This is a genomic window from Agrobacterium tumefaciens (assembly GCF_005221385.1).
GTDB lineage: Bacteria > Pseudomonadota > Alphaproteobacteria > Rhizobiales > Rhizobiaceae > Agrobacterium > Agrobacterium tomkonis.
On the sequence record NZ_CP039903.1, the window covers coordinates 939433 to 961896 of the forward strand.

A 22464-nucleotide genomic window follows, 5' to 3' on the forward strand; every position below is an offset into this window, starting at 1 on the left:
CAAAGTGGTAAAGCGTCCTTGCGTAGCGTCCGAACGGACACACGCGCTCTACGAGCAGGAAACTAGCCGAAACATGCTAAGAAACGTTTATGATGCTTTTCTACAGGATAGCGGAATATACAATTAAAAATCGTGTTTTTAAAATGTCTTTAGACATGAGGCGCGCTTTAGCGGGAAAGCAGGTCGCGATAAAGCTTCATCATGTCATCGGCCATGACAGGCGTTGAAAATTTCGCCTTAAAGCTGTTGGGTGGGGGCATCACCCGCTTTGCCCAATCGTCGTTTTCAGCGTCCCTGACCATGATCTTCGCCAGCGCCTCGGCGTCTCCTGCCGGAACCAGCGCCTCGCTGTCTTCTCCCAGAACCTCGGGAATGCCACCGACATGTGAGGCGATAACCGTCTTGCCCGCTGCCAGCGCCTCAAGCACGATATAGGGCATGGCTTCGGCGCGTGAGGGAACCACCACTGTCTCCGCCAGCTCGAAGGCCTGTCTGGCGGGCATGGCGGCATGCATGGCAATCCGCCGGGAAAGCCCGGCTTTGTCGATCATCGCCGCATATTTGTCTCTGTCCGGCCCGTCACCGACGATAACGCCGGACATGGGGTGGCCGATGCTGCGTTCCATCCTCGCGAAGGCCTTGATGAAGACATCCGGGCCCTTGAGATCGCGCAACATGCCGATATAGAGGAAACGGGCGGCATCCTCGCGGGCAGGCACGGTTTCGAACTCGCTTTCCTGCACGCCGTTATAGATCATCGCCGTTCGGGTGCGCGGCTTGCCGACCTTGGCTTCATAGGTTCGCTGCTCGAAATTACAGACAAAACAGAGCGCGTCGGTGAAGTGTTCCTGAAACCGCTCAAGCCGCAGGAACAGCTGCCCCTTCAGGCTCTTGCGGTCATAATGCAGGCTGCCGCCATGCGGCGAATAGAGGCGGGCTACGCGATACCTGTTCGCCCGCAACAATGAGCCGATCAGCCGGGCAAGAGCGCCACCCTTGGCGCTGTGCCCGTGCAAGATGTCCGGCCGCAAACTTTTTATCTGGTTATAGGACCTCCAGAGCGCCAACAGGTCGCCGGGGCCGATGGAGCGCCTGATGGGCAGGCGGGTAAGCCCGAGCTCCAGCATCGGGGTGATCTGGGCGAAAAGCCGCTCCTCATGCACGCCGCCGGTCGAACTGTCGCAGACGATGCCGACCTTGTGGCCCAGTTTCACATGTTCTTCGATCAGGTCACGCACATGGCGGAAGACACCGCCGACGGGGGAGCGGAAACAGTGAATGATGCGCAGGGGAGGGCCGTCATCCGACATGTGTGCCACTCCGTTTTCAGAAGAAGCGTTCACGCACATAGACCGTATCGCCCGCCAGAATGGGAGCGGTGATGCCGATCCGGCCGGTCATTACCTCGGCATTGATCTTGCGGGTAAGATCGACATCGGCCTGATTGGCGCGCGGGGTGAACCCGCCGGCAATGGCAATGGCGTTCTGCACCGTCATGCCCGGCACATAGGAATATTGGCCGGGACGACCAACTTCACCCATGATGAAGACGGGGCGATAACGGTCGATCTCGATCGTCACGTCGGGATCGCGCAGATAACCCTGGCGCAATTTCGCGGCAATGGCGGCTTCGAGCTGCGGCAGCGTCTTGCCGCGCGCAGGAACCTGGCCGACAAGCGGGAAGGCGACATAACCAGCCTGATCGACCGTATAGGTATTCGTCAGCCCCACCTGTTCGAAGACGTTGATGCGCAGCCTGTCGCCGCTATCGACATGATAGGGTTGCAGGGCCGCCTCATTGAATGAGCGCGGCGCGGGTTGATATGCCGCGCAACCGGAAAGGGCCGTCAGAACGGCAAGCGTCAGTGCGGTGACATGTCGTGATCCGGCGAGCGGCATCTCATCTGGCTCCGAGTCGATCTATGAGCATTCTTATCGTTCTGTTAGGGTTAATGCGCGGTAAACAGTCGGTCCGGAGTATTGCAATATCCGATTTATTTTGTCGGATTCGTCGAGATTAACTGTTGTGTTACCGCCAAGACTTACAATCCGCGAAAATTGGCCATCTATATTTGAGCGCCCGAGGTTTGTCTCGGTTACGGAGCCCACATGAACGGCGATCGCATTGACGACAGGGATGTGGATATCGATCTGGCACAGCTTGTTGCAGCCATATGGCGGCGCAAGGGCCGGATCGCGGCCGTCACGCTTCTGGCCGGCGGCGCCGCCTTCGTGATCGCCAGCATGATGTCGCCCGCCTATAAGGGCGAGGCGCGTGTCCTCATCGAATCCCGCGCGGCCTCCTTTGGCGCTTCGCAGCAGTCGAATGCGCCAGCCGAGCCGGTGCTCGATGAATTGACCGTTTCCAGCCAGGTGCAAATCCTGCAATCGGTCGACCTCATCAAGCAGGTCGCGAAAAACATGAAGCTCTATGAGCTGGAGGAGTTCGACCCGGAGGCGCGTCCGTCGCTGGTGTCGGGCCTGCTGGTCGCCGTCGGCCTCAAGAAAGATCCGCTGCAGGTGCAACCCGAAGAGCGGGTGCTGAAGGCTTTCCGCGAGAAATTGCAGGTCTATCAGGTCGAAAGCTCACGCGTTATCACCGTTGAGTTTTCTTCGGAAGATCCGAAGCTCGCCGCCGCCATCCCCAATGAGATGATGAAGGCTTATATCGCGCTGCAAAGTGGCGCGAAACTCGATACGAGCACGGAGGCAGCGCGCTGGCTGGAGCCGGAAATCGCCAATCTGCGCGAAAAGGTGCGTGAGGCGGACAGGAAGGTCGCGGATTATCGCGCCTCATCCGATCTCCTGTCGGCCGGGCAGGGCGAAACGCTCGCTACCCGCCAGCTCAGTGATATTTCGACCGAACTCGGCCGTATCCGTGGGGAGCGCGCGAATGCGGAAGCACGGGCGGAAGGCGTGCGCAATGCGCTTTCCAGCGGCCGGCCGCTCGATACGTTTCCGGACGTCGTCGGTTCCCCGACGATCCAGCGGTTGAAGGAAAACGAAACGGGTATCCGCAGCCAGATTTCCGATCTGACCTCCTCGCTGCTGGAAGGCCATCCACGCATCAGGGCGCTACGCAACCAGCTGGAGGGCATACAGCGGCAGATTCAGGAAGAAACCCGCAAGGTGCTGGCAAGCCTCGAAAACGAAGCCAATGTTTCCCGCCTGCGCGAACGGCAACTGGTGCAGCAATTGAACGTGCTGAAATCGGAAAGCGTGCGCGCCGGGGAGCAGCAGGTCGGCTTGAACGATCTGGAACGCGAGGCCTCGGCCCAACGCCAGCTTCTGGAAACCTATCTTGCCCGTTACCGTGAGGCGACCTCGCGCGCCGGTTCGGTAGATTCCACGCCCGCCGACGCGCGCGTGATCTCAGGCGCGGTGGAGCCGCGTGAACCCTATTTCCCGAAAACCGGAGCCATCACCATCGTCGTCACGCTGGCGGCCTTCCTGCTCTCCTGCATTGTGGTCATGCTGGTGGAACTCTTCACCGGGCGCGCCTTGAAGCCGGTAGGCAGAAATCAGGTTCCGCCGCTCTCCGATCCGCCTGCGCCGACGCGGAAACCCGCCGGCACGGACGAGACTACGGATTTGCCGCAACAACCGGTTGCCACACATCATGAGCCGTCGCCGCCGGTCGCCCAGGCCATGCCCGCTGCCGCCTACCAGCAGCAACCCATTGTCGAAGAGGTGCGGCCGGCACCAGTCGCCGCTGCCACTGCTGCTGCTTCGGTTTTGCCGGTGGAAGAGGTAGCGCCTTTGAAAGAAGAGGCAGAGAAAGACGAGATCGAAACCTCCGACGATTTCTCGATCGATGCCGTTGCGGGCTTTCTGGCGACCCGCCTTGCCAAGCCCGTCGCCGCCGTTGTGTCTCCAGCCGGAGACAGCGGTTCGACCACTACCGTCATGCTGGCGCGCGCCCTGTCTGAAATGGGCCGCTCGGTCGTTCTCGTCGATATGACGGCCTCTGCCTGTCCCACGCGTCTGATGGTGCCCGAGGCCGGGCTGCCTGGTGTCATGGACCTTCTGGCGGGTGCCGCCGCCTTTGGCGAAACCATTCACGGCGACCGGCTGTCCGATGCGCATATCGTGCCGCGCGGCAATGCGCAGCCGCGTGAGGCCATGCGGGCCATCGATCGCCTGACGATGATTCTAAGCGCTCTATCTGACGCCTATGATACGGTGTTGGTTGAATGCGGCGCGGTGCAGATTTCGAGCCTTGAAAAAATGCTGCGCAATCTGCCGGCGGAAATCATCGTTTCGGTGCCCGGCAAGGATGGCGAGATGCTGGAGAAGACGCTCGGTGAACTGGTGGTCCAGGGCTACGAACAGGCATTGCCGATGACGGGCATGCGCAAGCCGGGTCATCTGAGCGCCGCCTGACGGACGGCAAACCCTCTCAGTCAGTAACAGACATGGCGTCCGTTCTTGGCCGCCCGGCGCGAAAACGCTGGATCAGCGCATAAAGCGCCGGGTTGGACTTGATCAGGCTTTTCGTCTTTGCGATGGCGACATAGGCCGAGGCCGCTGCGCGCCCCTTCAACGTCACCGGCAGGAATATATCGTGCTGGGCGGTGGAAAGCGGGCACCAGCTGCGTTTGTAAAGCTGATCGCCGACGCCGAAATCGAAGAGTGCGGCTTTCTCTCTGCAGGCGCGTTCGATCATCAGCCAGAACAGCAACTCGCCGGGGCTGAGTTCCGAAACCACCTCATCGATCGATCCGAACTGGCAGATGATGTGGTCCTGCTTGCGCGAAAGCCCGGATATGGCGGCAATGACGCCCTCGTATTCCCCATGCAGGCGAATGGCGTGCAACTCCAGAAGACTGTCCGTACCCGTTTCCGGGAAGTTGGCCAGATCGTAGAAAAACTCCTTCACCGATTGGCTTCGGAAAACATCCGGGATGCCTTGGGAGGCGAACCGGGTGGACTTTTGCCGGAAGAAGGCCTGCAATAATTCGCATTTTTCCTGTGGCGAACGGGCAATCACGTGGCTGTAACCGCCCATTTCCTCGGCCCTTCGGCTCTGGATACGGAATTTCTTCCGTCGTCTCTTGGCATTGACCTGCCGCAAGGTGCTTTCAAAACTTTCCAGCAGCGGCAGTTGAAAGGCCGGGTTCTGGTTTTCGACGGAAGCCAGATAGGAAAGCGGATTGGTCCTGCCGCGCCAGGTGAGCGGTATGTTCTGCAAGGCCAGAATATCCGCCCGGCCATGCAGCAGTTTTCGCGCCTCGCGGGCAATCGCTGCCGCCGTCTTATGTTCTGCCTGCTCGGCAAAGGACGGCTCGAAAAGCCCGGTATTGATATTGTTAAAACGGCCGCCCGGAAAACGCGCCTTGCGGATACCGCCTTCCTGCACGATTTCGAGCGGCAGCAGGAAGACCGTCTTTGCGCCCTGTCTGCCGCGAATGATGAGCAGCGGGCTTTTCTGGGTCTGCGCCCAGATGGAGCACCAGCCGAAACCCTGATGCAGGGAATTGAGCGGGTCGCTCTCCATCCGCTCCCAATCGGTGCGGATGGTGGAAGCGTCATCGACGAGATCGATCACCAGACGGTCGGCACCCCGCCGCTCGCCTTGCATGGCGCTCGACGCTTTGCTCTCGCTGACTGTGACCGGCCCCTCAGCCGCCATCCACTCTCTCCGGTTGTTTCGGTGGGACTATATCGCTGAGCGGCAAACAATCAGTTTATAAAATTGCGACCTCAGGGTGTTGCGCAACGGTTGGCGCTTATCCCTGTTTTTTGGGCCCTGCCATCCATTTGATGATGAGCATGGCCGGCAATATCCACAAAAGCCCGCTCAGCACGAAATAGGCCAGATGCACCCACCACGGCGATTGCGCCAGTGTCGCCGATGCAATGGCCGTCGCGGCCACGGCGTAGATGACGACGAGGCAGATGATGACGATGGTGCCGATAAGCGATCTGAGGCGAGGGGGCATGAAATCTTCCATCATGAGAGCATGTCTCCCAAAAGTGTCATCGGTTTTGGGAAAAAGACATGCGCAAAACAAAAAAATAGATCGTCTTGGCGATTCGAAGAAGAGGCAGGACGATCTGATATGTAAGCGCGACTATACCGCCGCGACCGCATGCCGCAAACCCTGAGGCCTTGTTTTGTGGTGCCGGTTGGGGCTAATCAACATGACTGTATGAGGGAGACCTGAAAAGATGCGTTCGAGCAGCATGACGATGGCAAACGGTTCTGCGGAAATGGTGGTGGAGGCTGCCCTGCAGAAGCAGGAAAAGAACCGCCGCCTGCTGCGCATCTGGCTGCGCGTCGTTCTTTTCACGCTCTTCTGTCTCGTGCTGGTCGGCGGCGCCACGCGGCTTACCGAATCCGGCCTGTCGATCACCGAATGGAAGCCTATCCACGGCGCCATCCCGCCGCTTTCGGTTGCCGAATGGGAAGAGGAATTCCAGCTTTACAAGCGCATTCCCCAATATCAGGAAATCAACAGGGGCATGTCGCTTGATGAGTTCAAGACGATTTTCTGGTGGGAATGGGCGCATCGCCTGCTTGCCCGCGCCATCGGTCTCATCTTCGCCCTGCCGCTCGCCTTTTTCTGGTTGACGGGCCGCGTCGAAAAGCGTTTGCGCCTGCCGCTGGTCGGTCTTCTGGCGCTTGGCGGTTTTCAGGGCTTTATCGGCTGGTGGATGGTCTCTTCCGGTCTCGTCAATCGCACGGATGTCTCGCAATATCGCCTCGCCACGCATCTGACCATCGCCTGCCTCATCTTCGCGGGCTGCATGTGGATATTGCGTGGCCTGTCGCATCATTCGCCTGAAACGGCAGACGAAAAGACGGGCAGGGGCTTTGCCGGCCTGTTGACGGTGCTCTGTCTGTTCCAGATCTATCTCGGCGCGCTGGTGGCGGGGCTGAATGCCGGCCTTTCCTACAACACCTGGCCGCTGATGGACGGTTCACTGGTGCCGGGCGATCTCTTCCTGCAGCAGCCCTGGTGGATCAACCTCTTCGAAAACCCCAAGACGGTGCAGTTCATCCACCGTGTCGGCGCCTATACGCTTTTCGCCGCCACGCTGTGGCACATGGTGTCCATTGCCCGTGCCCTGCCGAATACGCCACACGCACGCCGCGCCGTGCTGTTCTTCGTGCTCGTTTCCATTCAGGCAGCGCTCGGCATCACCACGCTTCTCATGCATGTGGATATCCACGTGGCGCTCGCCCATCAGGGCATGGCCTTGATCGTGCTTGGATTTGCGGTTGCCCACTGGCGCGGTTTCATTGGCGAATATCCGGCACCTGTCGCCGTCGAAGTCAGGGACTAAGCGCGCTCAGAACTGCTTCAGCACCGTTTTGACGGTAGCCGCGACAGCGAGTTCGTTGTCGCGCTCTTCCGCATTGCTGTCCTCTTCGTGCCAGGTGGCCGAGAGGCAGCCATAAGCGAAGGCATATTGCAGCAACACCCGTTCATCCCGCTGCAGCGCCCTGGAAAAAATCGCCGCCATGGAGGCGATACGCGCCTCGCTGCGTGTCAGATCGAAGCGGTCGAGTGGATTGGAGAACATGTTCGCGACATCAAGCGCCGCATCGCCGATCAGGCCGGCCGGGTCGATGATGATCCAGCCGCGCCCGCTGCGCATGATGTTTTCGTGATGCAGATCGCCATGCAGTGGCTTCACATCCCGTTGCCGGTCAATCAGCTCCTGCGCCAGCGCGGCGGCGTCGACATAGATACTCTCCACGCCGTCGGTGCGATCCTGTTCGGCCTTGCGGAACAGGCTTTCGAAATAGAGAGGCAACGTCAGCAGGCTTGAGGGCGGGGGCTGCTGTGATGGCTGATGGTATTGGAGCAGAACATCGGCAGCAATTTGCGTGGTCGCGTCGTCGTCGCCGTCGCGGAACAATACATCGCGCAACGTCTCCGCGCCGGCATGTTCCATCAGCAGAATATCATCGGAACGCTCAAGCAGCTCCACGCATCCGACACCCGCCCGCCACGCGATGAAATCCGCACCGCGAAGGCTGTCCTCAAGCACTTTCTTTTTCAGGACTTTGGCGACGGCTGGAGAGCCGTCACCACGCGTTACCGCGTAGACCACCCCGGCCGGCGTGTCGGCAATCTGTTTTGCGGCCTCGATATTCCACGAGGCCGGAAAAGAGGGGATGGTTCCGCTCATGCAGAAAGCCTCATGCCGACAGCATCAGTTCCATGTTCTGCACGGCCGCGCCGGATGCGCCCTTGCCGAGGTTGTCGAGCAGCGCCACGAGATTGATGTGCTCGCCGCCCGGCGTGCCGAAGACGAAGAGCTTCATCGTGTCCTTGCCCGCCAGTTCCTCGGCATCGATGCGGGATAGCCCCTTGCTTTCGGCAAGCGGCACCACACTAACGATATCCTGGCCCGCATAGTGGGCCGTGAGCGCGGCATGGACCGTCTCGATGCTCGTGCCTTCCTTGAGGTCGGCGGCAAACAGCGGCACCTGCACAATCATGCCCTGTGGGAAACGTCCGACGGAAGGCGCAAACAGCGGTGCGCGGTCAAGCTGGCCGTGAATGGTCATTTCCGGCACATGCTTATGGGAGAGCGTCAGGCCATAGAGGAAATTATTGGCGCTGATCGCGTCGTCGCGGCTCTGGTCTTCCATCTGCGCAATCATCTGCTTGCCGCCGCCGGTATAACCGGAGACCGCATTGACGCTGACCGGATAACCATCGGGCAGGATGCCGGCAGCGCGCAGGGGACGGATGAGACCGATAGCGCCCGTCGGATAGCAACCCGGATTGGCGACGAAACGGGCAGAACGAACCTTGTCGCCCTGCTCGCTGTCCATTTCGGCAAAACCGTAAGCCCAGTCCTTGTGGACGCGATAGGCGGTCGAGGTATCGATGATGCGGACATTGTTGTTGCCGGCCACCATCGAGACCGCTTCCCGGGAAGCGTCATCCGGCAGGCAGAGGATGGAAATGTCGGCGTTGTTGAGCATATCCTCGCGCATTGCGGCGTTGCGGCGCTCGGCTTCGGGAATGGACAGCAGGTCAATATCGCGGCGACCAGCAAGGCGCGTGCGGATCTGCAGACCCGTGGTGCCGTGTTCGCCATCGATGAAGATCTTCGCTGTCATGTCCTTGTCCTGACTTTTCAAAGGGTTGTAAGGGTATTCGGAATCATTTTTCTAAGTTGTGGCCGCGTTGTCAGCCAGCCTTGGCCAGCCGTTCGGCACGCAGGCCAAGCATATACATTGCAACGGTGGCTCCGGCAATGGCGGTAATATCGGCATGGTCATAAGCGGGCGCTACCTCCACGACATCCGAGCCGCGAATATCGAGCTGGCCAAGCCCGCGCAGAACGGAGAGAATCTTGGCGCTAGTCGGCCCCCCGGCCACCGGCGTGCCTGTTCCGGGCGCGAAGGCCGGGTCGAGGCAATCGATGTCAAAGGTGAGATAGGCAGGCATGCCGGCCGTATGCTTGACGATCAGCGAGGCGATGTCGCTCGCCCGCATCTCCTCCACCTCGTAACCGTGGAGAATGCGAATGCCGAAATCGTCAGGGGCATGGGTGCGAATGCCGATCTGGATCGAGCGGTCGGCATCGATCAAGCCGTCACGAACGGCGCGGGCCACGAAGGAGCCGTGATCGATCCGCTTGCCGTCATCGAACCAGGTATCCTGATGTGCATCGAACTGCACCAAAGCTAACGGCCCATGCTTGGCCACATGCGCCTTCAAAAGCGGCCAGGTAATGAAGTGGTCGCCTCCGAGCGTCAGCAGATAATCCGTCTTGGAGATAATCCTGCGTGCTTCTTTTTCGATCGTATCAGGCGTCTTCCAGTGGTTGCCGTAGTCGAGCAGGCAGTCGCCATAATCGACGGTCGGCATATGGGCGAAGAGATCGCGCGCGAAGGGATATTGCGGATCGTTATCGAAAATCGCCGAGGCCCGGCGGATGGCCTGCGGCCCGAAGCGTGCACCCGGCCGGTTGGATGTCGCCGCATCGAAGGGAATGCCCCAGATGGCTGTCGATACGCCCTTGAGGGTCTTGGTATATTTGCGCCGCATGAAGGAGAGGACACCCGCATGGGTCGGATCGGTCGCAGCCGATGTCAGCGTGGTTGCGGTAAAGGCATGGTCGATGGTTTTGGATGGCATTACTTTTCCGCCTTTTCAGCAAGATCGGCGAAATTGCGAATTTTGATCGCGCGGCCGTTGAAGCGGGCGACGATTTCCAGTTCGCCGCCCATCGCCTCGATAAACCGGCGCAGCGTCCCGACATACATATCGGCCCTTTTTTCCAGCTTGGCGACCGAGCTTTGGCCAATATCCAGCGCCTGTGCTATTTCGTCCTGCGAGAGCTTCAGCGCCCTGCGAACATCTGCAAGGTCCATTTCCTCTTCCAGACGAATTGCTTCGGCTTTTGATTTAACGCGCGCATCATCCGACATCCGGTCGCGCAATTGCGCGAAACTGTGTCTACCGCTCATGGTGCTGCTCCTTTTCAAGCTCCGTCAGATGCTCGTCATAAAGTGTATCGGCAATCGGTATCATGCGGTCATAGAACCGTTTGTCACCCGTCTTGTCGCCGCCGATCAGCAGGATCGCCATTCGGCGCGGATCGAAGGCGTAAAATATCCGCAGCGGTTTTCCTTCGCTTTGGATACGTAATTCCCGCATATGCGCGTGCCGTGATCCATGAATGCCACTCGAATAGGGAAACGGCAGGCGAGGGCCGCACTCCTCCAGTTTCTGAACATAGGCGTCGATACTGATGTGCTCGCTTTCCTCAAGCGTTTCCCACCATGCTCCGAATTCATTCGTATACTCGACAACATAGCTCATGCGGCAATATTATTCCCTTGAGGGAATATTTCAAGATGCAGCTGATCGCCAAAATAAAAAAAGGCGGAGCCGAAGCCCCGCCTTTCGAAGGTATTGTACCAGTAAGCGATTAGCGCTTCGAGAACTGGAACGAACGGCGGGCCTTGGCCTTACCGTACTTCTTACGCTCGACGACGCGGCTGTCGCGGGTCAGGAAGCCACCCTTCTTCAGAACGGAGCGCAGGCCCGGTTCGAAGTAGGTGAGGGCCTTGGACAGACCGTGACGAACGGCACCGGCCTGACCGGACAGACCACCACCGGCAACGGTGGCGATGATGTCGAACTGACCTGCGCGGGCAGCGGCGACGATCGGCTGCTGAAGGATCATCTGCAGAACCGGACGTGCGAAATACGCGGTGAAATCGCGGCCGTTGATGATGATCTTGCCAGAACCGGCCTTCACCCATACGCGGGCTACGGCGTTCTTGCGCTTGCCGGTCGCGTAGGAGCGGCCGAGGGTATCAACCTTGCGGACGTGCACGGGAGCCGAAGCTTCCGATGCCGGGGCGAGGTCTTTCAGAGAGGAAAGATCGGCCATTATCAGGCGCTCCTTACGTTCTTCTTGTTAAGCGCGGCCACATCGAGAACGGTGGGCTGCTGTGCTTCGTGCGGATGGTTCGAGCCGGCGTAAACGCGCAGGTTCTTCATCTGGCGACGGCCGAGCGGGCCGCGCGGGATCATGCGCTCGATAGCCTTTTCAACGACGCGCTCCGGGAAGCGGCCTTCGATGATCTGGCGAGCGGTGCGCTCCTTGATGCCACCCGGATGACCGGTGTGCCAGTAGTACTTCTTGTCGGAGTACTTGTTGCCGGTGAAGGCAATCTTTTCCGCGTTGATGACGATGACATTGTCGCCATCATCGACGTGGGGTGTGTAGGTGGCCTTGTGCTTGCCGCGCAGGCGGGTTGCAACGATGGTGGCGAGGCGACCAACAACGAGGCCTTCGGCGTCGATGATGACCCACTTCTTCTCCACCTCAGCAGGCTTCTGAACGAAAGTAGACATGGATTTCACTTTCTAACGTGGACCCGTCATCCTCTTCATGAAAGAGATACGGGCGTTTCTTGTTGCTTGGTTTGGTTGCCCTGTGGGTAACCGCAAATGACCCTATTCCGGCTGGAATCCGATCTGGCGCGCTTATACGGTGCGACGGGGAAAGCGTCAATATGACGTTTTTTGAAGACCTTAAAAATAATCAAGTAAAAACAACGACTTATTTATGTGGTAATATTTTACCCCATAAAATTGGCCCGTTTTAGCCCAGTCTCATGACCAGAACGCCTGCTGCTATGATGCCGCCGGCGAGATAACGCCAGATGCTGGCGCGTTCTTTCAGGATCACGACGGAGATGACAAGCGCAAACAGGATGGAGGTTTCCCGAAGTGCTGCGACGACAGCGACGGGGGCCTTGGTCATGGCATAAAGCGCCAATCCGTAGGAGAGGATGGAGCCGCCACCGCCGATCAGGCCGCGCCACCAGTTGCGCCGCACATGCGCCGCGACGGCGCTTGCCCCGCGTTGGTAAAAGGCGAAACCGAAAAGCAGCACGGGCGGTAGCAGCGACATCCACAGCGTATAGGAAATCGCATTGCCCGAAAGCCTTGCGCCGACACCGTCGACGAAGGTGTAGGAGGCGATGACGAAGGCATTGATGAGCGCAAGGATGATCGCTTTTCCGCCGCCACGCCGCGCCTCGAAGGCGAGCGTCAGGATGCCGGCGGAAATGATGGCTATCCCGGCAAGCGCCAGCGGGCTCAGGACCTCGCTCAGGAAAAGGCTGCTCGTCGCCGCGACGATCAAGGGCGCCACACCGCGCATGACGGGATAAACGAGGCCGATATCGCCGATCGTATAGGCGGCAGCGACAAGGCGGAAATAGGCAAATTGCAGAATGGCCGAAGCGAAGAGGAATGGAATGGCGACAGGAGCCGGAAACGGCAGGAAGGGCAGAAAGGGCAGGGAGCAAGCGGCAGCACCCGCCGCAATCAGTGAGGCGTCAAGTGACTTGTCTGAGCCGGATTTGACCAGCGCATTCCATCCGGCATGCAGGATCGCACCCAGGAGAACCAGAAGAAGAATGTCGATTGTCACAATAGAGACTCGCTCGCGGGCTACTTTGCGAAACCTATAGCATGGGGTTTGACGACCGAAATCCATTTTCGATGGAGGCCGCGAGGCGTTGTGGGCGCTTTGTGATCATTTGAAAACGATTGCGGGTTTCGTCTGATCATCCGTGCAAATATGCGGCCCTTCCGCCGATAATGACGCGCGTCAAATTTCGGGTTTGTGCATGTCGCGGTACCTCCTGCTTCGGGGGCAACGTCGCTTTGCTCATGATTTCATCCGCGGGACGGGCATGCCGGCTCCGGATGCAAGGCTCTGGTCACGCCGGAGCTTGCGTGGTTTCTAAAAAATCAGGGCTATTTAAGCGGATATTTGGGTTTCATTCGCATTTCTGGCGGCGTGGATGAGGCTATCAATTTCAGCACCGGTTTCTTTCATTATTCTGAAAATAAATTTCATATCCGTGTAAAATAGCAAGCTGTAACGTTGTAGATTTGCAGATAGATTGATTTACAGAATAACTTTCTGAAAATTAGTCAACTCTAATTCATCGGTGAACGGAATGAAAACAAACAGGAGACGAATGGCGCATAAAATGCACGTTAATGGTGTTTTGACCGGCATTCCTTCGCGTAAGAGCCCTTTTGAAAACTGGATGAAAATACTCAATACCAGCTTATGCAGGGTGCTTTCGTGAAATCATTTTGCGTGAATGAAATGGCCGATATCGAGCGAAGAAAGGGCCACTTTCACGGGTTTTAGAGCCAGCAGGGGTTCAAGAAAGCGATGATGCGTCCTAAATGACAATAAAAGCAAGGGACAAAAGCAAGTACCGGTGGTGTGCAGATGTAGCTGTGGATTTATGCAGGAAACGCGATACTCGCGCTGATCTCTCAGAAGGGGTGCCTGCCAGCATCTCTCAAACTGCGAGATGCGCCAAAGGGACAAGTTGACATGCAGCATGATACTTATGAACCGGACTATCTCAGAAAAATCCTGACCGATGTCAGGACCATCGCCCTGCTCGGCGCCTCACCCAATCCGGAGCGGCCGAGCCATGGCGTCATGCGTTTTTTGCTGTCGAAGGGCTACCGCGTGTTTCCGGTCAATCCCGGTCAGGCGGGCAAGGAGATACTGGGGCAGAAGGTCTATGCCCGGCTTGCCGATATTCCCGAACCCGTGGACATGGTCGATGTCTTCAGGGCACCCGAATATCTCTCAGTGATCGTCGAGGAGGCGATATTGCTGCCGCAGCGCCCGAAAGTGATCTGGGGCCAGTTATCCGTGCGCGATGACAATGCCGCCGCTAAGGCGGAGGCCTATGGCATGTCCGTAGTGATGGACCGTTGCCCCGCAATTGAGTATCCGCGTCTCAATATTGTGCGATAGTTGGTACAGATCGGACTTATCATTTTGCCGCAAGGCATTATGATCCCTCCAAAATTCCATTGGAGGAAATATCATGTCGAGCAGCAATCCCGGTTTTTCAACGCTGGCCGTCCATGCGGGGGCACAGCCAGATCCGACCACCGGCGCACGCGCGACGCCCATCTACCAGACGACCGCTTATGCTTTCCGTGATGCCGATCATGCTGCCGCGCTGTTCGGGCTGAAGGAATTCGGCAATATCTATACCCGCATCATGAACCCCACCCAGGCGGTTCTGGAGGAGCGTGTCGCAGCGCTCGAAGGCGGCACGGCGGCGCTCGCTGTCGCATCCGGCCACGCTGCGCAATTGCTGGTCTTCCACACGCTGCTGCAGCACGGCGACAATTTCGTCGCCGCCCGCCAGCTTTATGGCGGCTCCATCAACCAGTTCGGCCACGCCTTCAAGGGGTTCGACTGGCAGGTGCGCTGGGCCGATGCCACTGATCCGGCCAGTTTCGAGCGGCAGATCGACGAGCGCACCCGCGCCGTCTTCATCGAAAGCCTCGCCAACCCCGGCGGCACCTTCGTGGATATCGCTGCAATTGCCGAGATTGCCCACCGCCACGGCCTGCCGCTCATCGTCGACAACACCATGGCAAGCCCCTATCTGCTGCGGCCGCTGGAACATGGCGCGGATATCGTGCTGCATTCACTGACGAAATTCCTGGGCGGCCACGGCAATTCCATGGGCGGCATCATCGTCGATGGCGGCACGTTCGACTGGTCGGCGACGGACAGATATCCGGCGCTGTCGCAGCCCCGGCCCGAATATTCGGGCGTCGTGCTGCACCAGACCTTCGGCAATTTCGCTTTTGCCATTGCCTGCCGTGTGCTTGGTCTGCGTGACCTTGGCCCGGCCATCTCGCCCTTCAACGCCTTCCTCATTCTCACCGGCATAGAAACCCTGCCGCTGCGCGTTCAGCGCCATTCCGACAATGCGCTCGCCGTCGCCAAATGGCTGAAGGCGCATCCGAAAGTTGGCTGGGTGCATTATGCCGGGCTGGAGGAGAGTGACAACTACGCCATCCAGCAGCATTATTCGCCAAAGGGGGCGGGTTCGGTCTTCACCTTCGGCGTCAAGGGCGGTTATGCCGCTGGCAAAGCGCTGGTGGAAGGGCTGCAGCTTTTCTCGCATCTCGCCAATATCGGCGATACGCGCTCGCTCGTCATCCATCCGGCCTCCACCACCCATGCGCAGCTGACGCCGGAACAGCAGACGGCGGCCGGCGCCGGGCCGGATGTGGTGCGCCTGTCCATCGGTATCGAGGATGTCAAGGACATCATCGCCGATCTCGAACAATCGCTTGCGAAAATCTGAGAGGGCGGCCCGCCATGACGAACTTGCTGACATTTGATGTTTCGGTCGAAGCGGAGCATGGCGCGCCTGCGCCGGAACGGCTGATTTTCGGTGACCCCAGATTTACCACCTGGAATCTGGAGGAAGCGCCGGGCGGCATCTATGCGGGCATCTGGCAATCCACGCCCGGCAAATGGCGGGTGGTCTATGATGAATGGGAATATTTCAACATTCTTGAAGGCCATTCCATCCTGACGGAAGATGGTGGCGCGCCGCGCCACCTGAAGCCGGGCGACCGGCTCGTCCTGCAGCCCGGCTTTACAGGCACCTGGGAGGTCGTGGAAACGACAAGGAAGGATTACGTCATCCGGCTTTGATAGCGGGCTACCGCCGCGCTTTACAGCCGGTCGAAGGATATAATCGACCGCATAAGCCCCGGAAAACGTGCTTCCAGATCATCGTGGCGCATGACGTTGATATTCTCGACGCCCTGTTTGTGTGTGCGTATTATTCCTGCTTCGCGCAGGATACGCAGGTGGTTGGAAAGCGTGGACCGTGGCATATCCGGGCAGGGTGCTGCACAAGCGCAATTCTGCCCGGCTTCCACTTCCCACAATTTCCGAACGATACCCATGCGGGCGGGGTCGCCGAGTGCGGCCAGCATGGCGGTGAGCGATATGTCTTCGCGGGCGGGATGAAAAAACTGAACCATATAACGGCTCTAGCATAAGGCTTGACAGGCTTCAATATTTCAATAAAACCGAAATACCGAATTATGGTAATTCGGAAATTTAGATATTTTCAGGAGATTGCAATGTCTGGAATATTCAACGGGCAGGTCGTCGTCGTCACAGGCGGATCGACGGGGATTGGTTTTTCGGTTGCGAAGCTGTTTTTGGAAGGTGGCGCCGCTGCTGTTTATGTAACTGGCCGTAGTTCGACCAATCTCGATGCCGCAGTCGCCAGACTTGGAGCGCGCGCAATCGGCGTCGTTTCCGATGTTGCGAAGCTGTCGGAACTCGAACAGCTCAAAAGCCGTATCGAAGCTGACGGGCGGACAGTGGATGTTCTGGTCGCCAATGCCGGCATTGCGGAAAACAACGATCTTGGCGCAACTCACGAAGCGCTCTATGACCGGATTTTCGACATTAACGTAAAGGGCGTGTTCTATACGGTGCAGACGTTGTTGCCGGTGCTACGGGACGGCGGTTCGATTGTGCTGACGGGCTCGATCGTCGGTAACAAGGGTATGGAAAAACTGAGCGCTTACAATGCTTCAAAGGCGGCGGTTCGCTCGTTCGCGCGCAGCTTTGCCAATGACCTGAAGGCGCGGGGAATCCGTGTCAATACGGTCAGCCCGGGTGTCACCCGCACGCCGATCATGGAAAATGGTCTTAAGATGGACGATGAAAAGATCGCCGGTTTCGAAGCCTATCTGAAGGACGCAGCGCCGATCGGCCGTATGGCCGACCCTGACGAAATTGCCGAAGCAGTACTGTTTTTGGCGTCAGCCAAGGCCAGCTATATCACCGGCGTGGAACTTTCCGTTGATGGTGGTTTGGCTCAAATCTAAGGGCGACCTCACCTCCCTATTCACCACGCCAGATCAAGCCGTTCCAGACCATGGAAATGGTAGACGTCCTTGACCTTCGGCGGCTCGGCGATCCTGAGACCTGGCAGGCGTCTGAACAGCAGCGGCAGGGCAAGATTAAGCTCAAGCCTTGCCAGCGGTGCGCCGATGCAGAAATGGATGCCGGCGCCGAAGGACACATTGACGCCCTCGTTCCGGTCCGGCTTGAAGGCCAGCGGGTCGGAGAATTTTGCGGGGTCGAGATTGGCCGCGGCCAGAATGAGGCTGACCTTGTCGCCGCGTTTGAACGTCACGCCGTCTATCTCGAGGGGTTCCAGAACCCAGCGCTGGAAAATATGGACCGGCGCGCAGATACGCAGCGTCTCTTCAATCGTGCGCTCCGTGGTCGTCTCGTCGCTGAACAAGGTGTCAGGCGAGATGCCGCTTTCCAGAATGATGCGGACGGAATTGCCGATCTGGTGCACGGTCGCCTCGTGCCCGGCATTCAGAAGCACGATGGTGGTGGAAATCAGCTCGTCATCGGTCAGATATTGGCCCTTGTGCTCCGTGTGGATCATGTGGCTCAAGAGATCGTCTTGCGGCTCCGCTCGCCGTTCCGCGATCACGCTGCGCACATAGTCCGAAAATTCCTTCGCTGCCTTGTCGGCAAGAAGCTCGTCCTCGGCAGTGCGTTTGAACATGTACATGCCGACATAGGCATGCGACCATTTCAGAAGCTGCGGCCCCATTTCCTCGGGAATGCCGATCATGCGGGCAATCATCGTCACCGGAATGATATCGGCATAGGTGGAGAGCAGTTCCGTCTTGCCATCGGCTTCGAAGGCGTCGATCAGGCGGTTGGCAAGCTCTTCGATTTCCGGCTTCATCTTATCGACATGCCGGGACACAAAAGCGCGGTTGATGAGCGTGCGCAGCCGCGTATGTTCCGGCGGCTCCAGTTCCAGCAGCGAATGTTGCTCGGCAGCATCGAAGTGCTTCACATGCTCCAGCGGCTGCGCAAGGCCGATTTCCTCACGGCTGGCCACATGCAGGATCTGTCTCCCGAAACGGCGATCGCGCAGCAGCGCGCTGACATGGTCGTATTCGGTGAAGAACCACTGCCGCTGCTCTTCCCAGTAAAAGGTGGGACATTGCGCGTGAAGCGCCGCATAGACCGGGTTCGGATCGTTGTAGAAAGCCGGGTCGCGGGCATCAAGTGAAACGCGGCGCGTGGCGGGGTCGATGGTGAGGAAGGGAAATGTCGCTGTCATGCTCAAGGTTTATTCCGCGTCTTACACTTTGGAAAGGGTGGGGAAAAACCGCCCCCTGTTTTTCCGCTTGTCGTCGCATGGTCGTCATGTCACCGGCTGGCGATGGCCGATATGCGGTTCAGCGCCGCAACCTGGCGGTCGGCATTATTGTCCATCGGATTTTCGTCCCGGTCCGGGGAAGGGACGACGACATTGGCTGAATTCACGTGGATGACGGTCCTGTTGCGGCCGGCCTTTTTCGCCGCATAGAGCGCACGATCGGCTTCCGTCATCATCACGCTCAGGTCGGCATCCTTGATCATGGCTTCGGATATGCCGACGCTGGTGGTGACTTCGATACCTTCGCCGCGCGAACTGATCTTGGAAAGACGCAGATTGCTGCGGATTGCTTCCGCCAGCGTTACCGTGCTGGATGGGCTTTCGACTTCGGCGACAAGCGCGAATTCCTCGCCGCCCATTCTGACGAACAGGCCGCGATCGCCAATGACACGCCGCGCCATGTCGCAAAAATGCACGAGCACCGCATCGCCGGACTGGTGGCCGTATTTGTCGTTTATCTTCTTGAAATGGTCGATGTCGAACAGCACCAGCGCCACATAGCGGTCGGAAGCCGGCGACCGCTTCTTGATGCGCTCGAACTCCTCCAGAAGACCGCGCCGGTTGAGAACGCCGGTAAGGTGGTCGGTCATCGCAAGCCGGTGCAGGCGGGCTTCCGAATCTTCCATGATGATCTTGGCGCTGATCATGATGATGACGGTGAAGCCGAGAATGCCTGAAAAGGCGAGCGGCGACGTCAGCGCGACGGCACCGGGAGACGTGACGTCGCCGGGAATGACGACGGATGCGATGATGGCGCCGAAAAAGGCCTGCAAAATGAAAATAGCGGCAAGAACCTTGCGGCTCAGCGATGCCCGGCTCCTGTTCGCCAGAACGACGCCGGCCAGCATGAAGTAAGCGACCGCGGCACAGGCATGGTAAAGCAGGATACGTGAAACCATGCTTTCCCGCACCGTCGGGATGAGCATGCCAGCCACCCACAAGAGCGCGGGAATAGCGATCCAGCCGGCGAGCTTGCGCTGTTCGAAGGAGAGAAGGCCGGCCAGCCAGAAACCGAAAGCTGAAAGCGCCAGCGTGTTGCCGACTTCGATCGACAGGTAATTGGGAATGTCGCCGCGCAGGGCGACAAGAATGGCGCCGATCCCGGTCGAAAGGAAACCGGCGGCGAAATAGAGATTGTGCTGGCGGGCAGGGCGGTGCAGCCACAGGGTTCCCAAAAGGACGGCAAGGGTGAACGTCTCCGACGCCCAAAGCAGCATGCCCGTTTTTGCATCCAGCATTGCAAGATCCTATCTGCGCTATCATGCCGTGAAAGCGGGCCCTGCGGCACCATGTGCGCAATACCCGCCGGAATTGTTGAGATGCCATTTCACCCGAATGGGCCGCCCGCTTCCTGACGGAAACCGGAAATTCGCCGCGCAGTATCAGCAGTAAATCCCTAACGAGTTCTTGCCGGTGAGAAGTTATATCTGTGCATGGTCACGGGTTTTTGCATTTGCGGGTCACTTCGATGGAAAATAACGCCGGCAAGGGCATGTGGTTCGAGATGCGGCCAACGGTCTGAAGCCATTGCCGGCAGAGGCTTCAAACGCCTGCAATCGCTGTTGAGCCGTTAAGGATATGCGGCTTCGTGTCTTGAAGTACGGGGCAGGGACACTCTATGTAGGGAGTATGAAGGTTAGAAGTGATTCCGGAGCGGTTTTCCGCGAAGGGCAGAGTTGACAAAGGACGGACATGAAAAATCCAGTTGATACCGCCATGGCTCTGGTGCCGATGGTCGTAGAGCAGACCAATCGCGGCGAACGCTCCTATGACATATTTTCCCGTCTTCTCAAGGAACGCATCATTTTCCTCACCGGTCCGGTGGAAGACCAGATGGCTTCGCTCGTCTGCGCACAGCTGCTTTTCCTCGAGGCTGAGAACCCGAAGAAGGAAATCGCGCTTTACATCAATTCGCCAGGTGGCGTCGTGACCGCCGGCATGGCGATCTACGATACGATGCAGTTCATTCGCCCGGCTGTCTCAACGCTCTGCGTTGGTCAGGCCGCATCGATGGGTTCGCTGCTTCTGGCTGCCGGTGAAAAGGGAATGCGCTTTGCAACCCCGAACGCCCGCATCATGGTGCACCAGCCTTCCGGCGGTTTCCAGGGACAGGCATCGGATATCGAGCGTCACGCCCGTGACATCATCAAGATGAAGCGTCGCCTGAATGAAGTCTACGTGAAGCATACCGGCCGCACGCTCGAAGAGGTTGAAAAAACCCTTGATCGCGACCATTTCATGGATGCGGACGAAGCGCAGAATTGGGGTGTGATCGACAAGATCCTCACCTCGCGCCAGGAAATGGAAGGCGCCGCCGCGAATTGAGGCGCGCCGCTTTTTGACGTTTGTTTGATCCCGCAAAAGTAATTTCGGGGCTTTCAACCGCAACAGAAAGCGATATTAGTATATATTAAGGCTGTGTTGAATTTTTATGACGTGGCCTTTGGTTTGATGGGGAATTCGTTGCAGCCGGTTGTCAGCTCCTGTATCTGACACGGCTAGTACCCCGGGAAACGAGGCGGATACGGCAATGCACCCCAAGGCGAGCCGTATCTGCGGGCGGTAAGTTGACCGCGATCCGTTTGGCGGACCTGCGGCGTGCTGGAAGGAAAGAGATATGAGCAAAGTCAGCGGCAGCAACGGCGGCGACTCTAAGAATACACTCTATTGTTCATTCTGCGGCAAGAGCCAGCACGAAGTCCGGAAACTCATTGCCGGGCCGACGGTATTCATCTGCGATGAATGCGTCGAATTGTGCATGGACATCATCCGCGAGGAGAACAAGACATCTATGGTGAAGTCGCGCGAGGGTGTTCCCACCCCGCAGGATATCATCAAGATTCTCGACGAATATGTCATCGGTCAGAAGCAGGCGAAGAAAATCCTGTCGGTGGCCGTTCACAACCATTACAAGCGCCTCGCGCACGCCTCCAAGAACGGCGATGTCGAGCTGGCGAAGTCGAACATCATGCTCGTCGGTCCGACGGGTTGCGGCAAGACCTATCTTGCCCAGACGCTCGCCCGCATCATCGACGTTCCCTTCACCATGGCGGACGCGACGACGCTGACCGAAGCCGGTTATGTCGGCGAGGACGTGGAAAACATCATCCTGAAGCTGTTGCAGGCTGCGGATTACAATGTCGAGCGCGCCCAGCGCGGTATCGTCTATATCGACGAGGTCGACAAGATTTCCCGCAAGTCGGACAACCCGTCCATCACGCGTGACGTGTCGGGCGAGGGCGTTCAGCAGGCGCTTCTGAAGATCATGGAAGGCACGGTCGCTTCCGTTCCGCCGCAGGGTGGCCGCAAGCATCCGCAGCAGGAATTCCTGCAGGTGGATACGACTAACATCCTGTTCATCTGCGGCGGCGCCTTTGCCGGCCTCGACAAGATCATCTCGGCCCGTGGCGAAAAGACCTCGATCGGCTTCGGTGCGACCGTCAAGGCGGAAGACGATCGCCGTGTGGGCGAGGTGCTGCGCGAGCTGGAGCCGGAAGATCTGGTGAAGTTCGGCCTCATTCCGGAATTCATCGGCCGTCTGCCGGTTCTGGCGACGCTGGAAGACCTGGATGAAGATGCGCTGATCCAGATCCTGTCCGAGCCGAAGAACGCGCTGGTCAAGCAGTATCAGCGCCTGTTCGAGATGGAAGATGTGGAACTGACCTTCCACGAGGACGCACTTCGCGAAATCGCCCGCAAGGCGATTACCCGCAAGACCGGCGCCCGTGGTCTGCGCTCGATCATGGAAAAGATCCTGCTGGATACCATGTTCGAACTGCCGACGCTGGAAGGCGTGCGCGAAGTGGTGATCTCCAATGACGTTGTCAGCGGCGTCGCCCGTCCGCTCTACATCTATGCGGATCGCCAGGAAGAAAAGACCAACGTTTCGGCCTGATCGG

The 22464-nt window shown here is 58.5% G+C and carries 23 protein-coding genes; 8 read left to right on the forward strand and 15 right to left on the reverse strand.

Annotation, left to right across the window (positions count from 1 at the left end; translation table 11 throughout):
- Window positions 1-167: 167 nt before the first annotated feature.
- Both uppD and uppC read right to left on the reverse strand, forming a co-directional pair.
- Window positions 168-1310, reverse strand: coding sequence for a polysaccharide biosynthesis type 4 glycosyltransferase UppD (gene uppD / locus CFBP6623_RS04740; RefSeq protein ID WP_046800339.1), 1143 nt, complete (start codon window positions 1308-1310; stop codon window positions 168-170).
- Window positions 1311-1326: 16 nt separating this feature from the next.
- Window positions 1327-1899 carry a polysaccharide export protein UppC gene (gene uppC, locus CFBP6623_RS04745; protein ID WP_046800338.1) on the reverse strand — a complete coding sequence of 191 codons (573 nt, stop codon included), beginning with the start codon at window positions 1897-1899 and terminating at the stop codon, window positions 1327-1329.
- Between the two features lie 210 nt (window positions 1900-2109).
- Here uppC and uppB point away from each other — a divergent pair, with 210 nt between their 5' ends.
- Window positions 2110-4383 carry a polysaccharide biosynthesis protein UppB gene (uppB, locus tag CFBP6623_RS04750; protein WP_046800337.1) on the forward strand — a complete coding sequence of 758 codons (2274 nt, stop codon included), beginning with the start codon at window positions 2110-2112 and terminating at the stop codon, window positions 4381-4383.
- A gap of 16 nt (window positions 4384-4399) precedes the next feature.
- On the opposite strand, the gene uppA is transcribed toward uppB, so the two are convergent.
- Together uppA and CFBP6623_RS04760 are read right to left on the reverse strand one after the other, a co-directional pair.
- Window positions 4400-5632 carry a polysaccharide biosynthesis GNAT family N-acetyltransferase UppA gene (gene uppA, locus CFBP6623_RS04755; protein WP_080842165.1) on the reverse strand — a complete coding sequence of 411 codons (1233 nt, stop codon included), beginning with the start codon at window positions 5630-5632 and terminating at the stop codon, window positions 4400-4402.
- Window positions 5633-5729: 97 nt separating this feature from the next.
- Window positions 5730-5942, reverse strand: coding sequence for a DUF2842 domain-containing protein (locus CFBP6623_RS04760; RefSeq protein WP_046800379.1), 213 nt, complete (start codon window positions 5940-5942; stop codon window positions 5730-5732).
- Window positions 5943-6186: 244 nt separating this feature from the next.
- On the opposite strand from CFBP6623_RS04760, the gene CFBP6623_RS04765 reads away from it, so the two are divergent.
- A complete protein-coding gene (locus CFBP6623_RS04765; protein ID WP_167379173.1) occupies window positions 6187-7290 on the forward strand; it encodes a COX15/CtaA family protein in 1104 nt (367 codons plus the stop codon).
- 6 nt (window positions 7291-7296) lie between these two features.
- Here the strand turns inward: CFBP6623_RS04765 and CFBP6623_RS04770 are convergent, their stop codons facing one another.
- The 8 genes from CFBP6623_RS04770 to CFBP6623_RS04805 all read right to left on the reverse strand — a co-directional run bounded on the left by CFBP6623_RS04770 (window position 7297) and on the right by CFBP6623_RS04805 (window position 12927).
- A complete protein-coding gene (locus CFBP6623_RS04770; protein WP_052818549.1) occupies window positions 7297-8142 on the reverse strand; it encodes an aminoglycoside phosphotransferase family protein in 846 nt (281 codons plus the stop codon).
- Between the two features lie 10 nt (window positions 8143-8152).
- Entirely contained in the window at window positions 8153-9085 is a 933-nt protein-coding gene (argC, locus tag CFBP6623_RS04775) for an N-acetyl-gamma-glutamyl-phosphate reductase (protein ID WP_080842163.1), read from the reverse strand.
- A gap of 70 nt (window positions 9086-9155) precedes the next feature.
- A complete protein-coding gene (speB, locus tag CFBP6623_RS04780) occupies window positions 9156-10109 on the reverse strand; it encodes an agmatinase (RefSeq protein WP_046800332.1) in 954 nt (317 codons plus the stop codon).
- Window positions 10109-10441 carry an XRE family transcriptional regulator gene (locus CFBP6623_RS04785; protein ID WP_046800331.1) on the reverse strand — a complete coding sequence of 111 codons (333 nt, stop codon included), beginning with the start codon at window positions 10439-10441 and terminating at the stop codon, window positions 10109-10111. Before CFBP6623_RS04785 ends, speB begins: the two co-directional genes overlap by 1 nt.
- Window positions 10431-10796, reverse strand: coding sequence for a type II toxin-antitoxin system RelE/ParE family toxin (locus tag CFBP6623_RS04790; RefSeq protein ID WP_080842162.1), 366 nt, complete (start codon window positions 10794-10796; stop codon window positions 10431-10433). The genes CFBP6623_RS04785 and CFBP6623_RS04790 overlap by 11 nt, the downstream gene beginning before the upstream one ends.
- A gap of 109 nt (window positions 10797-10905) precedes the next feature.
- Complete coding sequence (rpsI, locus tag CFBP6623_RS04795) at window positions 10906-11373, reverse strand: 30S ribosomal protein S9 (protein ID WP_046800329.1); 468 nt, start codon at window positions 11371-11373, stop codon at window positions 10906-10908.
- Window positions 11374-11375: 2 nt separating this feature from the next.
- Complete coding sequence (gene rplM, locus CFBP6623_RS04800) at window positions 11376-11840, reverse strand: 50S ribosomal protein L13 (protein WP_035242586.1); 465 nt, start codon at window positions 11838-11840, stop codon at window positions 11376-11378.
- A 250-nt stretch (window positions 11841-12090) separates the two neighbouring features.
- Window positions 12091-12927 (reverse strand): EamA family transporter, encoded by an 837-nt coding sequence (locus tag CFBP6623_RS04805; RefSeq protein WP_046800328.1) that lies wholly within the window; start codon window positions 12925-12927, stop codon window positions 12091-12093.
- A 927-nt stretch (window positions 12928-13854) separates the two neighbouring features.
- Between CFBP6623_RS04805 and CFBP6623_RS04810 the strand changes: the two genes are divergently transcribed.
- The 3 genes from CFBP6623_RS04810 (at window position 13855) to CFBP6623_RS04820 (ending at window position 16002) form a co-directional block, all read left to right on the forward strand.
- The gene (locus CFBP6623_RS04810; RefSeq protein WP_046800327.1) at window positions 13855-14289 is read left to right on the forward strand and encodes a CoA-binding protein; all 435 of its coding nucleotides are present in this window, start codon (window positions 13855-13857) and stop codon (window positions 14287-14289) included.
- Between the two features lie 73 nt (window positions 14290-14362).
- Entirely contained in the window at window positions 14363-15646 is a 1284-nt protein-coding gene (locus CFBP6623_RS04815; RefSeq protein ID WP_046800326.1) for an O-acetylhomoserine aminocarboxypropyltransferase, read from the forward strand.
- 14 nt (window positions 15647-15660) lie between these two features.
- Window positions 15661-16002, forward strand: coding sequence for a cupin domain-containing protein (locus tag CFBP6623_RS04820; RefSeq protein ID WP_046800325.1), 342 nt, complete (start codon window positions 15661-15663; stop codon window positions 16000-16002).
- 20 nt (window positions 16003-16022) lie between these two features.
- Here CFBP6623_RS04820 and CFBP6623_RS04825 read toward each other — a convergent pair whose 3' ends face one another.
- The gene (locus tag CFBP6623_RS04825; RefSeq protein ID WP_046800324.1) at window positions 16023-16337 is read right to left on the reverse strand and encodes an ArsR/SmtB family transcription factor; all 315 of its coding nucleotides are present in this window, start codon (window positions 16335-16337) and stop codon (window positions 16023-16025) included.
- A gap of 102 nt (window positions 16338-16439) precedes the next feature.
- Between CFBP6623_RS04825 and CFBP6623_RS04830 the strand changes: the two genes are divergently transcribed.
- Window positions 16440-17198 (forward strand): SDR family NAD(P)-dependent oxidoreductase, encoded by a 759-nt coding sequence (locus CFBP6623_RS04830; protein ID WP_046800323.1) that lies wholly within the window; start codon window positions 16440-16442, stop codon window positions 17196-17198.
- A gap of 20 nt (window positions 17199-17218) precedes the next feature.
- Here the strand turns inward: CFBP6623_RS04830 and CFBP6623_RS04835 are convergent, their stop codons facing one another.
- Both CFBP6623_RS04835 and CFBP6623_RS04840 read right to left on the reverse strand, forming a co-directional pair.
- Window positions 17219-18466 carry a cytochrome P450 gene (locus tag CFBP6623_RS04835; RefSeq protein WP_062653876.1) on the reverse strand — a complete coding sequence of 416 codons (1248 nt, stop codon included), beginning with the start codon at window positions 18464-18466 and terminating at the stop codon, window positions 17219-17221.
- An 89-nt stretch (window positions 18467-18555) separates the two neighbouring features.
- Window positions 18556-19803, reverse strand: coding sequence for a GGDEF domain-containing protein (locus tag CFBP6623_RS04840; RefSeq protein ID WP_046800321.1), 1248 nt, complete (start codon window positions 19801-19803; stop codon window positions 18556-18558).
- Window positions 19804-20257: 454 nt separating this feature from the next.
- On the opposite strand from CFBP6623_RS04840, the gene clpP reads away from it, so the two are divergent.
- A complete protein-coding gene (gene clpP, locus CFBP6623_RS04845; protein WP_046800320.1) occupies window positions 20258-20890 on the forward strand; it encodes an ATP-dependent Clp endopeptidase proteolytic subunit ClpP in 633 nt (210 codons plus the stop codon).
- A 292-nt stretch (window positions 20891-21182) separates the two neighbouring features.
- Window positions 21183-22460, forward strand: a complete 1278-nt coding sequence (clpX, locus tag CFBP6623_RS04850; protein ID WP_003521528.1) for an ATP-dependent Clp protease ATP-binding subunit ClpX — start codon at window positions 21183-21185, stop codon at window positions 22458-22460.
- The last annotated feature ends 4 nt before the right edge of the window (window positions 22461-22464 follow it).

Coding starts and splice junctions, on each gene's coding strand:
- uppB (WP_046800337.1), top strand. CDS start 2,110: ATGAACGGCGATCGCATTGACGACAGGGATGTGGATATCGATCTGGCA.
- CFBP6623_RS04835 (WP_062653876.1), bottom strand. CDS start 18,466: ATGACAGCGACATTTCCCTTCCTCACCATCGACCCCGCCACGCGCCGC.
- CFBP6623_RS04785 (WP_046800331.1), bottom strand. CDS start 10,441: ATGAGCGGTAGACACAGTTTCGCGCAATTGCGCGACCGGATGTCGGAT.
- rplM (WP_035242586.1), bottom strand. CDS start 11,840: ATGTCTACTTTCGTTCAGAAGCCTGCTGAGGTGGAGAAGAAGTGGGTC.
- CFBP6623_RS04825 (WP_046800324.1), bottom strand. CDS start 16,337: ATGGTTCAGTTTTTTCATCCCGCCCGCGAAGACATATCGCTCACCGCC.
- CFBP6623_RS04830 (WP_046800323.1), top strand. CDS start 16,440: ATGTCTGGAATATTCAACGGGCAGGTCGTCGTCGTCACAGGCGGATCG.
- uppD (WP_046800339.1), bottom strand. CDS start 1,310: ATGTCGGATGACGGCCCTCCCCTGCGCATCATTCACTGTTTCCGCTCC.
- CFBP6623_RS04840 (WP_046800321.1), bottom strand. CDS start 19,803: ATGCTGGATGCAAAAACGGGCATGCTGCTTTGGGCGTCGGAGACGTTC.
- argC (WP_080842163.1), bottom strand. CDS start 9,085: ATGACAGCGAAGATCTTCATCGATGGCGAACACGGCACCACGGGTCTG.
- clpP (WP_046800320.1), top strand. CDS start 20,258: ATGAAAAATCCAGTTGATACCGCCATGGCTCTGGTGCCGATGGTCGTA.
- uppA (WP_080842165.1), bottom strand. CDS start 5,632: ATGGCGGCTGAGGGGCCGGTCACAGTCAGCGAGAGCAAAGCGTCGAGC.
- uppC (WP_046800338.1), bottom strand. CDS start 1,899: ATGCCGCTCGCCGGATCACGACATGTCACCGCACTGACGCTTGCCGTT.
- rpsI (WP_046800329.1), bottom strand. CDS start 11,373: ATGGCCGATCTTTCCTCTCTGAAAGACCTCGCCCCGGCATCGGAAGCT.
- CFBP6623_RS04820 (WP_046800325.1), top strand. CDS start 15,661: ATGACGAACTTGCTGACATTTGATGTTTCGGTCGAAGCGGAGCATGGC.
- speB (WP_046800332.1), bottom strand. CDS start 10,109: ATGCCATCCAAAACCATCGACCATGCCTTTACCGCAACCACGCTGACA.
- clpX (WP_003521528.1), top strand. CDS start 21,183: ATGAGCAAAGTCAGCGGCAGCAACGGCGGCGACTCTAAGAATACACTC.
- CFBP6623_RS04790 (WP_080842162.1), bottom strand. CDS start 10,796: ATGAGCTATGTTGTCGAGTATACGAATGAATTCGGAGCATGGTGGGAA.
- CFBP6623_RS04815 (WP_046800326.1), top strand. CDS start 14,363: ATGTCGAGCAGCAATCCCGGTTTTTCAACGCTGGCCGTCCATGCGGGG.
- CFBP6623_RS04770 (WP_052818549.1), bottom strand. CDS start 8,142: ATGAGCGGAACCATCCCCTCTTTTCCGGCCTCGTGGAATATCGAGGCC.
- CFBP6623_RS04760 (WP_046800379.1), bottom strand. CDS start 5,942: ATGCCCCCTCGCCTCAGATCGCTTATCGGCACCATCGTCATCATCTGC.
- CFBP6623_RS04765 (WP_167379173.1), top strand. CDS start 6,187: ATGACGATGGCAAACGGTTCTGCGGAAATGGTGGTGGAGGCTGCCCTG.
- CFBP6623_RS04810 (WP_046800327.1), top strand. CDS start 13,855: ATGCAGCATGATACTTATGAACCGGACTATCTCAGAAAAATCCTGACC.